The 11,298-nt window shown below is 39.2% G+C and carries 10 protein-coding genes; 1 reads left to right on the forward strand and 9 read right to left on the reverse strand.

What is annotated here, in order from left to right; translation table 11 throughout:
- Nucleotides 1-88: 88 nt before the first annotated feature.
- From F973_RS08010 to argC, 7 genes are all read right to left on the reverse strand, one after another.
- The gene (locus F973_RS08010) at nt 89-1,129 is read right to left on the reverse strand and encodes a 3-deoxy-7-phosphoheptulonate synthase (protein WP_004761128.1); all 1,041 of its coding nucleotides are present in this window, start codon (nt 1,127-1,129) and stop codon (nt 89-91) included.
- Between the two features lie 470 nt (nt 1,130-1,599).
- Nucleotides 1,600-1,962, reverse strand: coding sequence for a YnfA family protein (locus F973_RS08015; protein ID WP_004761131.1), 363 nt, complete (start codon nt 1,960-1,962; stop codon nt 1,600-1,602).
- Entirely contained in the window at nt 1,962-4,247 is a 2,286-nt protein-coding gene (clpA, locus tag F973_RS08020) for an ATP-dependent Clp protease ATP-binding subunit ClpA (protein WP_004761132.1), read from the reverse strand. The genes F973_RS08015 and clpA overlap by 1 nt, the downstream gene beginning before the upstream one ends.
- Before the next feature lie 273 nt (nt 4,248-4,520).
- The gene (locus tag F973_RS08025) at nt 4,521-5,549 is read right to left on the reverse strand and encodes an IS701 family transposase (RefSeq protein ID WP_081399906.1); all 1,029 of its coding nucleotides are present in this window, start codon (nt 5,547-5,549) and stop codon (nt 4,521-4,523) included.
- 202 nt (nt 5,550-5,751) lie between these two features.
- Entirely contained in the window at nt 5,752-6,165 is a 414-nt protein-coding gene (gene clpS, locus F973_RS08030) for an ATP-dependent Clp protease adapter ClpS (protein WP_171062325.1), read from the reverse strand.
- Between the two features lie 22 nt (nt 6,166-6,187).
- The gene (locus F973_RS08035; protein WP_004677325.1) at nt 6,188-6,937 is read right to left on the reverse strand and encodes a DUF6776 family protein; all 750 of its coding nucleotides are present in this window, start codon (nt 6,935-6,937) and stop codon (nt 6,188-6,190) included.
- An 81-nt stretch (nt 6,938-7,018) separates the two neighbouring features.
- The gene (gene argC / locus F973_RS08040) at nt 7,019-8,068 is read right to left on the reverse strand and encodes an N-acetyl-gamma-glutamyl-phosphate reductase (protein WP_004761136.1); all 1,050 of its coding nucleotides are present in this window, start codon (nt 8,066-8,068) and stop codon (nt 7,019-7,021) included.
- A gap of 333 nt (nt 8,069-8,401) precedes the next feature.
- On the opposite strand from argC, the gene F973_RS08045 reads away from it, so the two are divergent.
- Entirely contained in the window at nt 8,402-9,931 is a 1,530-nt protein-coding gene (locus F973_RS08045) for a hypothetical protein (RefSeq protein ID WP_004761138.1), read from the forward strand.
- On the opposite strand, the gene F973_RS08050 is transcribed toward F973_RS08045, so the two are convergent.
- Both F973_RS08050 and rpiA read right to left on the reverse strand, forming a co-directional pair.
- Entirely contained in the window at nt 9,928-10,617 is a 690-nt protein-coding gene (locus F973_RS08050; RefSeq protein ID WP_004761140.1) for a YgjP family zinc-dependent metalloprotease, read from the reverse strand. The two genes, F973_RS08045 and F973_RS08050, sit on opposite strands and share 4 nt — an antisense overlap.
- Complete coding sequence (gene rpiA / locus F973_RS08055; protein WP_004682065.1) at nt 10,617-11,288, reverse strand: ribose-5-phosphate isomerase RpiA; 672 nt, start codon at nt 11,286-11,288, stop codon at nt 10,617-10,619. Before rpiA ends, F973_RS08050 begins: the two co-directional genes overlap by 1 nt.
- Between the last annotated feature and the right edge of the window lie 10 nt (nt 11,289-11,298).

An 11,298-nucleotide genomic window follows, 5' to 3' on the forward strand; every position in this document is an offset into this window, starting at 1 on the left:
CGACTCAGTCGATGAGTTATTTCGAGTTTTTTTCGAATCCTGTATGAATAATAAAGTAGTTTGACTATAAACTGGCTGTTAAATCAATTTAATGTCTTCTCATCTGCTCAGCAACATCCAGCAATAACTGTTCAGTTTTATCCCAACCTAAACAACCATCTGTGACGGATTGGCCATAGTTCATATCACAAGAAATCTTTTGATTGCCATCCACCAAATGACTTTCAATCATCACACCACGTACTTTGGATTCCGCACGTTCTGCAATGATTTGCTTTAAAACATTCGGCTGCTGTAATGGATCTTTACCACTATTCCCATGACTACAATCAATGACTAACGCAGGTAAATGCTTATGTTTAAAGTGCATGGCTTGGATTGAAGCCAAATCATAATTAGTTCCATGATTTGAACCACGTAAAATCAAATGTGGTAATGGATTTCCATTACTATGCAAAATTGCAGGTAAACCTTGTTGAGTCATCCCCAAGAATTGATGACCATGCAGTGCAGACTGAATCGCATCCAAAGCAATTTGAATTGAACCATCTGTACCATTTTTGAAACCGATGCTATATGGCATATGGCTAGCAATTTCACGATGAATTTGTGATTCACTGGTACGTGCACCTATTGCACCCCAAGCCAATAAATCATCGAAATAACCTGTTGCCATTGGACTTAAAATTTCGCTGGCAATCGGCAAGCCTTTTTCAATCAATTGAATATAAAGTTCACGGGATTTTTCTAAACCCAATTGTAAATCTGATGATCCATCTAAATTTGGATCGTATAAAAAACCTTTCCAACCCACTGTAGTACGTGGCTTTTCAATATACGCACGCATCACCAAAAATATATGATCTTTTACCTGTTCTTGTAGTTGTTGGAGGCGATCAGCATATTCGAGTACTGCGATAGGATCATGAATCGAGCAAGGCCCTGTAATCACCATTAAACGATGATCCTGACCTGATATAATATTCTGAATGGTTTGACGATGGTTTGAAATTTGCTGCGCTAAAGTTGCAGACAAGGGATACTGTGCTTTGAGTTGTGATGGCAAGCTAAGTATTGATTCTTTTGAATGAGTGTGTGGTTGTGTCAAAGCAGTATTTAAAGCATTCATTATTGATTTCCTTTGGACTGTTGTTCAGTCCCATCATTTATTTGAGCAAGTGTGATCTAAGTGATGTTGATTTTTTTGCAAAGTAAAACCAAGAAATCTTGCTAAAATATGAATAGTTAAATGTATACATGGTATTTCTCCTAAAATCGTGATTGTTAAAGCATAAAAAAACCTGATCGGGGTTGCCGATCAGGTATTAACTGCTTGGGCAACCTTTTTGCTGCCCGAAACGCATCAGGCAACCATTAATAGTGCCAGAAATAAAAATATGCGTTTGTGTTTACAGTATGCTTTAACATGTTTCTTTAAAATATCTAAAAACTGTTCCTAAGTTCTAAATTACGCACTATTTCAGTGTTTGACAAGCACTTTTTATCTTTTTTAATCGAAATGGGAAAATAGTAAAATTTGACCTTTCACATTTTCATCCATAGAATAGTTGAAAAATAAACCAATTCGAGATTACGCCTTTAACGAACCAAACCTTGCGGTTGTAAAATAATCAGGCAAGCACCGCAAACAACAACGATCCCACCTAAAATATCCCAACGCGTTAGCATGACTTGATCAACATAACGCAACCACATCAGGGCAGTAAAAATATAAATTCCACCATAGGCTGCATAAATACGACCTGATGCCGCAGGATGCAAAGTCAGTAACCAAACAAAGACTGCTAAGCTTAAAGCCGTAGGAACCCATAACCAATGCGACTTTCCTTGATTCAAAATTAAATAAGGAAAATAACAACCTAAAATTTCAGCAATTGCTGTGACGAAAAATAACCCAAATACTTTAAGTACTTGGGTTATCGAAAAAGAGAGTTCAAACATTAAGCAGGTTCAGCACTCGGGTTAATATGATCTTCAAACACTTCCAGTTTTAAACCTACCTCTTTGCCATCTTCTGTTTTCACAGAAACCGCAACATTACCGCCATGCTCAGCCAACTCACCAAATAGAATCATTTCAGCAAGTGGCTTTTTCAAATGTTCCTGAATCAGGCGTTGCATTGGACGTGCGCCCATCAAACGATCATAACCATTGGTTGATAACCAGTCACGCGCACTTTGATCAACCTCAAGTACCACTTGTTTATCATCTAGTTGTGCCTGTAACTCTGTTAAGAACTTATCTACCACTGAATCAATGACAGTGGTTGGAAGCGCCTTAAATTGAATCACGCCATCCAGACGGTTACGGAATTCAGGTGAGAATGCACGTTTCATGGCATCCTGATTATCTGTACTATGATCTTGCTCAGTGAAACCAATACTTGAACGTACAATACTTTCTGCGCCAATATTGGTGGTCAAAACAATAATCACATTTCTAAAATCAGACTTGCGACCATTGTTATCTGTCAACGCACCATGATCCATCACCTGTAGTAACAAGTTAAATACATCTGGATGCGCCTTTTCAATTTCGTCCAGCAATAGAACACAGTGCGGATTTTTATGGATTGCATCGGTCAACAAACCGCCTTGATCATATCCAACATAACCTGGAGGCGCACCAATCAAACGGGAAACCGCATGACGTTCCATATATTCAGACATATCAAAACGGACTAGCTCCACACCCAGTAGTTTTGCTAGCTGCTTGGTGACTTCTGTTTTACCCACGCCTGTTGGACCAGCAAACACAAAGCTACCCACTGGTTTATCTGGTGCTTTTAAGCCTGCACGAGATAATTTGATCGCTGATGCAAGTGCTGTAATCGCTTCATCCTGACCAAACACAACACGTTTTAGGTCACGTTCCAAATTCTCAAGTACAGTCTTGTCATCTTTTGACACAGTTTTCGGTGGAATACGGGCGATCTTGGAAACGATATCTTCAATGTTCTCTACAGAAATCATTGAACTATCAACCTCAGCTTTTAAACGGCGCTGTGCACCAGCCTCATCAATCACATCGATGGCTTTATCTGGTAAAAAACGATCATTGATAAATTTAGCTGACAACTCAACAGCAGCGACGAGAGATTTATCATCGTATTCAACATGATGAAAATCTTCGAACTTGCTTTTCAAGCCACGTAAAATTTCAATCGTTTCGCTTATACTTGGTTCATTGACATCAATCTTTTGAAAACGACGAGACAATGCATGGTCTTTCTCAAAAACCTGACGATATTCCTGAAATGTAGTTGATCCGATGCAACGTAAAGTTCCATTTGCCAATGCAGGTTTAATCAGGTTTGATGCATCCATAGTACTGCCCATACTAGAACCAGCACCAATAATCATATGAATCTCGTCAATGAATAAAATCGCATTTGGATTCTTTTTCAAAGCATTCAACAATTGCTTTAAACGCTTCTCAAAGTCACCACGATATTTAGTCCCTGCAACCAAAGCACCAATATCCAGACTATAAACTTCGGCATTGGCAAGTGGTTTCGGGGCCTTGCCGTTAACAATCAACCACGCCAAACCTTCCGCAATCGAGGTTTTACCTACACCTGGATCACCGACAAGCAACGGATTATTTTTACGACGTCGACATAAAATTTGTGCTGCACGCTCAATTTCTTTTTCGCGTCCAATCAGAGGATCTGTTTTACCCTTTTGCGCTTCGATATTTAAATTAAGTGTATATTGCTCTAATGGGCCCGCATTGGCAGAAGCTGCATTTTCACCCTCAATATCCTCAACTTCTTCCTCAACCTGAATCTCATCTTTACGGGTACCATGAGAAAGATACTGAGTTAAGGTCAAACGATTGATTTGATGACGTTTAAGCAAATAAACCGCAAAAGAGTCTCGCTCTGAGTACATCGCAACCAAAACATCTGCACCTTCAACTGTACGGTCTCCACCGCTGGATTGAACATGGAAAATTGCACGTTGCAGAATCCGATCAAAACTTTCCGTTGGATGAGGTGCCTGTTCACTGTTGTCACCAAGTTTCGGGGTATGTTGCTCTACATATTCCTCTAACTCCTTACGTAAAGTAACGATATCAGCGCCACATGCCTTTAACGCATTTACGGCCGAATCATTATCAAGCAAGGCAAGCAACAAATGTTCAACTGTCAGAAACTCATGTCTCTTTTGACGAGCCATGCTAACAGCCAAACGTAACGATACTTCCAATTGACGACTGAGCATGTAACCCCCTTATATCTTGGGCTCCATCAAAAAAAGACCTCTCTTTTAATGAAAAAGCGAATTATTAACTTGATCCGCCAGAGCTTCTGTAATTGCCATTTCATGTATGCCTACAAAGCTCTTGACTTCATAATCTACTGTTAGCATTAGTTGAGCATCTTGGTCAAGATTCAAAACATCGTATTGTTGTAAAAATTCAATTACAAAGAGAATAAGACTTATCTAATCGTTCAAAAAGACAGCAGATTTATTATTTATAGGACTTACGCACTGTTATTTATAGACTCTCTGTGGTAGCAGATGATTTTTATCGAGAATAAAGTCATCAATGAAGTTTTTGATGATTGGTCTAAATAATTTCTTCTGCCAACGATATACATTTTCAAAGATCCGCTCAAACTGGTTCTTTTGTATCTCCACGTAGGCCATCAAGGCTGAAAAAATATGATTCAAAATCAGTTTAGATCGTCTTACTTGAAACTTTTCAATATGACAAACCTGTTTAATCACTCGGTGATATTGTTCTATTTTCCAATGACTTGAATGTAATTCATGAAAACCCTCAAAGGACAATAAATCATCTTCATCTTGATGCACAATATAAAACCTCTGCTGTTCTTTTAACTGAGTCTTAAATAATTGTACAAAGCCAAAATCTTTGAGCCAGACCACTTGACCCTGATGGAAATTCGGCAATAAACGCAGTTGAAACCATTGTCCTTTTTCAGGGGAAACCTTACGGTTACAGTCGATACCAAACATAAATCGAATACCATGTTTTCTTATGGTTTTTAGATTTGCAGTCGATGAATACCAACTATCACCTGTAATAAATTGAATCTTTGCACCCCAACTGAGTACTTCAGTTAACATATCCATAAAGTAATCATTCTTGGTTTTACCTTCAGATTTGTCATAAATTCGAAAATTAATGGGAATATTTTGACCATTTTGATCTGTGGCATACAAGGTAATGAGATTAATCCCCTTGACGGATCGGTTGTGTTTGCCTGACCAAAAATAGCTAACCAAGTCCATATGTTGACTATATGGTTTATCTAAAACAGTATCATCAATACTGACTATAAGTTTATTATTATCAATATGTTGAATTGCTTCTTGATACAGGTCGTGAGGTGTGTAGTCTTCACGCTCTAGAAAGCGATTTACACTATCATGCGAGATATTATAAGTCTCGGCAAGTTGTGTGCAGCTAATAGAGTTCGGCTCTGTCATGAGAAAGCCCATATAAATGGGTAATGTACAAGTTGCTGTAGAAGCATGTTTAGTTCGTCTGATCACAGATACGTTATAAAGTATTTTAATACTTTTTTGAATCCGTCAATGCGTAAGTCCTAATTTATTTAAAGAATCACTGATTAATATTAACTTTTGATAAACTTACTCTAAGAGGAATATATTCCGCAATTACTTCGCTTTTCCAACGCTGTTACTCGCAACAGAGTTGCTCGTCTTACGCTCGGAACAAAGCTTCACTTTGTTTTTATCCTCGCTCAGGTTCGATCTGACACAATAATGGATGTCCTTGAGAACGCGCATAATTATTCACCTGATTGGCTTTGGTCTCGGCAATATCCCTTGGATAAACACCAGCAGTGCCCTTACCTTCGTAATGAACGGTTAACATCACCTGATTTGCCTGTTCAAAGCTCATTGCAAAGTAGCTTTGCAACACCTCAATCACGAAGTCCATTGGTGTGTAATCATCATTCATTAAAACAACAACATAGAGCGGTGGCCGCTTCATTTCTGGCGGGGCTGTTTGCACAACCACCTCACCCTCATGATCCTCTTGCGAATCACCTAAACGTGGATTCAAGTGCCAGTCAACATAACCCGATTGATGAAAGGAATTTTTCACTTCACTTAAATTCATTTGACGTCTATATCTTCGCATATTAAGTTCTTAATCTAAAAATTTACTGGGCATTTGCTTCAGCTTGAGGGATTTCCGACACGAAAGCAGAACTTACATCAACAGGCTTGCCACGCTGCCAGCTAAAACGTTTAATTACAGGTGTACCTGAACCTGATAAACGCACTTCGATAAATTGGGGTGTAAAGCCCTTTGGCATGGTCCATCGACCAGTCAAGCGCTCAAAGTCTTCAAAATTAAAGTTTTTATCCTCTAACGGTATATCCAGTATTTCAGTGTCCTTAATCAAACGTAATTCAACTGTACCCATTGCACGGCGTTTATTTGGACTCACCTGAACCAGATCCAGCTGATATTCAAAAGCATTTTCAGGAAGTGATTTAATCGCAAAATCCTGAACCGTTAAGCTTAGACCGCCACGCTGCCTAAGAATGTCACGATAAATGGTATTCATGCTTGCAAATTGCGCTTTATCTGCATTGGCCTGATTAATTCCCTTGAATAATTCCTCTGCATTGCCAACAGCCATATCTCGTTCTTGCACAGCGGCATTCAGGCTTTTGCTTACAGAATCGAGCGCGGCTTTTTGCTTCTGTACAACATCAACAAGTTGTTCTGCGTCCGCATCATAACCCACAACGGTTAATCCCTGACGATGACCGACAGTGTAACCAAGCATAAAACTGCTGCCAATAAGTAAAGTTGCAGCAATGACTAAGGGTAAATTCGTTTTGAGGAATTTATTTTTGTTAACGGAACTCTCTGGTAAAGTGGTCGGTTCAGCGTTTTCCATCATCATCTCTATCGTTATGGACTACATCAAAACACACATTTAAATCCATATTTAAATGTGTGTGAAGTAAAAAAGCGTTTTTTATGGTAATAAACCGATACCATTCAAACCAGCAGCCTCATCAAAACCAAACATGAGGTTCATATTTTGCACTGCCTGGCCAGCGGCACCTTTCACCAAATTGTCCTGTGCAACCAAGATAATCAACTTATTTGGCTGAGGACGATATAAAGCGATGCGTAATTCATTGGCACCACGGACACTACGGGTCTCAGGCGAACTATTGGCTGGCATCACATCCACAAAGCGTTCATTTTGATAGAAGTTTTGGTAAAGTTCCTGCAAATCGGTTTGCTGGCCTTGCTCTGTCAGGTCTACATAAATGGTACTGAGCATGCCACGAATCATGGGCACTAAATGGGGTACAAAAATAAGCTGGTCAAACTGGCCCTGTTGACCTGAGATATTCTCTAGGGCCTCAACAATCTCAGGATGATGACGATGACCCGCAACACCATAAGCCTTGAAATTATCCGCATTTTCACTATAGATCATGCCCAGGCTAGCTTTGCGACCTGCACCAGATACGCCTGATTTTGCATCAACAATAATGCTTTTTGTATTTATGAGTTGATTTTGCGCTTTTAACAAAGGCGCCAAACCCAATTGTACTGTGGTTGGATAACAACCTGGATTACCAATCACCTTGGCGTTTTTAATTTTTTCACGATTCAGTTCAGTCAGGCCATATACTGAATCTTTTAGCACTGTTGGGCAGCTATGTTGCATGCCATACCATTTCTCAAACTGTTCTAAATTCTGTAAACGGAAATCAGCGGCAAGATCGATGACTTTTGTACCAGCAGCAATCAGTTCTTCAGCATGTTGCATTGCAACTCCATGAGGTGTTGCAAAAAACACAACATCACATTGCTTGAGCAGATCCAGACTAAGATCGGAGAACTCAAGATCAGTATGTCCACGTAAACTTGGGAACATATCCGCGACACGCTTTCCTGCTTCAGTTCGGGAAGTTAGAACACGCACTTGAGCTTGTGGATGTCTTAATAATAGACGCAATAATTCAACGCCTGTATATCCAGTTCCCCCAACAATTCCAACAGAAATCACGTGCTCTACCTCAAATGATATATGTACCACTAGTATGGCAGTTTGATGGGGTTTTCACAATCCACAACCCTATAACTTATATAGTGTTTCTTATGTTTATGGCTTTATATATAACAAATCCAGAAATTCATGGAATCAGCACATACGGGATTTAATCACTGTAAAAGATTCGCTATTCAGCAAAAAACAGTGTAAAAGATATTTTTAAATCGTTTTACTGATGCCGATTTTACCACTGGTCAAAAAATACTATTGAATCATTGAAGTATTCGCATAGAATAAAAACCATGCGGTAATAATAAATTTCATGGATGCAAATTTTGGAGAGCGGGAATGCCTTCTTTGAGTGTAAAACAAAGAACATATCGTCATATTGGTTTAGGCTTAGGCACACTTATATTAAGTTCGGTACTCATTAGCTGTGGTAGTGGTGAAAGTAAAGCACGTATTGAGAATACCCCTGTTATTACAGTTCCAAAACCAAAGAATTTTGACATTAAAGTTCCTGTAGAAATGCGTAATGTCGTTGTTAAGGTTCTCGACAATACCGATAACTCCATCGTTCTTGAACAGACGTTAAGTACAACAACAAACTTGAGCCTTACATTACCAATAGTGCTTAATCGTAGTCATTTATATAGAGTTGAGATATCAACTCTTCCAAATTCACTAATCTATGATTTTATCAGTGGTCAGTATCAGAATTTTTCTATGACCTTACACGCACTCGTTGACGTTGATACTAGTAATCTAACTCAAAAAATTTTTATTAATCCAAGTTCTGAAGCTATTTATCAACGAGCATTAATCCGATCTGGACAACTACCTAATGAGCCAGAAGACCCAACACGCATTAGTTCACTACATCTAAAAATGGCATCTGGTGATGTAAGCATTGCTTTATTAAATGCTTTTAGTGGAATGGATATTCACAATCTTGAACCATCCTATTTATTAAGCGCTTTTACTCCACAAAATATGAATTTGGCTCAACAAGCCAATCTCTATACAACTACATATTTAAGTTTTGGCTATTTAAAGCAATGGGCAAATCAATTTCCAAATAATACCCTTACAGAATTTACCAAAAATCTGGCTATAGATTTACGGGATGGCTATCTGGATGCGAAAACAATTCGTGGAGATCAAGCAAATTTAAGCTCCATTATCCCTGCTGCTCCTGAAAATATTGATCCAGCTAAAAATACATTATTAAATATCACAGCCAATCAAAAAGTTATTCGAGATCAATATGGCATCTCATTAAAAGCAGCAGTATTTGAACTAGCAAATAATTACCAACAGCAAAACTTGAATCCGACAGGTTATGCCCTATTACAGCAAAAAAGCTACGTAGGTGAAGACCCCATACTTGAATCCACCTCCTCTTTCCGTGTTGCTGGTGCTGGTGACTATCGGCGTGCTGTTGGTTTTGTAGACACAACTGGAAGTTGCAATGACTCAAAATATCCATGTAAGCAAGGCATAACTGGCATCAATCTAGTCAACCCCAATCTACCCTCCATCGAGTACTTAATTGGTCATTACGAAGATAAATCGAATGGATGTCAGTTAAATATTCGTGCCAATGGGGCACTGGAGCTGATTAAGGATTCAAAAATGTATCGCTCAGTTTTGGATGCGGATAGTACGGATAATTTATTACAGCTGCCAGATCCAACAAAATCTGAATATTTACTGAACAGTAGTTCTCCTGAGCCAAATAATGATTCGTTAAAATATGCATTTGTACAGGTTCACATTAAGGCCAATCAGGTATTAAGTGCACAGGCAGGTTTCGATAGCCGTAAAGCACCTGATGAACAGTTACAAGAAACTCAGGCACAATGTAGTTTTAGCTAAACATACCACCACGCAGGCAACTGGATACTTTTCAATTGCCTGCGATGATGTAAATATTCTGGATCATGTTGACTTACGCTATTCCAGAACGCAGGACTATGATCAAAATGCCGTGTATGAACCAGCTCATGCACACATACTGCGCGAACATTCTGCTCAGGCATAAGCACCAATGCCGCATGAAGCATAATATCCTGTCTTGAACTACAACTTCCCCATCGTGTTTTAGGCTTTCGAATTGTACATCTTTGATAGGGCAAACCTATTTCCTGGCTAATTTGGGTTAAATATTCAGGTAAAAATTGTTTTGCATAGGCAAGTGTTGCAGCCTGTAAAGCCTTTTCAGGTTGTTCATTTCGAATGAACAAAATATGTTGTACCCAGTCGAACTTAAAAATATTGCGTTGTTGCTGATGAATAATTTGAAATGGCTGTAAATGATAAAATAATTTAATCTGTTCTGGAAAAGCAGCTGTTAAATTTAATTGTTTTTGCTGTTTATCCCAGGTTTCAATCAGCCATTGCTCTGATTGATTTAAAAACTGCTGAATCTGTTTCTTGGTACAAAATAAAGGAACTGTTAAACGAATACCTGTCGGTTCAACACGCAGGCGCAAACTTCGCGCGCTGGCATGTCGAATCATTTTAATTTCAGGTAATTGAGCTTTTAATGAAAGCAGAGCCATTATTGCGCTATACGTTCTTCAATACCGTGATCAGTCGCAACAACCGCAATACTTGCTGCATTTAAGGCAAAAATACCATTAGTCACCACACCTGGGATATTGTTGAGTGTTTTTTCCAGTTCGATGGCATTTAAGATATTGAGATTAAAAACATCCAGAATTACATTACCATTGTCAGTGACAACACCCTCACGGTAAACTGGGTCACCACCCAAAGCAACAATCTTGCGAGCAACCGCAGAACGTGCCATTGGAATAACTTCCACAGGCAATGGAAAATCACGCCCCAATTGCCCCACCCATTTTGAGTCATCCACAATACATACAAACTTCTTGGCAATTGAGGCCACAATTTTTTCACGGGTTAAGGCTGCGCCACCGCCTTTGATCATATGCATATGACGGTCAATTTCGTCTGCACCATCGACATAGGCATCCAAACCACCCACCGAGTTCATGTCAACCACTTCAATCCCAATTTTTTTCAGCCGCTCAGCCGTTGTATTGGAACTCGCCACAGCTGCTTCTAACTGCAATTCAGGCAATAAATCAATTAAAAAATTGACGGTACTTCCTGTTCCTACACCCAAGATGCCGCCTTTGGGCAAATGTTTCAATGCCGCTTTTGCCGCAGCCTGTTTCTTTTCATCTTGGGTTGCATATAGACTCATGACTTCACTC

It is taken from the genome of Acinetobacter sp. CIP 102129, from assembly GCF_000368305.1.
GTDB lineage: Bacteria > Pseudomonadota > Gammaproteobacteria > Pseudomonadales > Moraxellaceae > Acinetobacter > Acinetobacter parvus.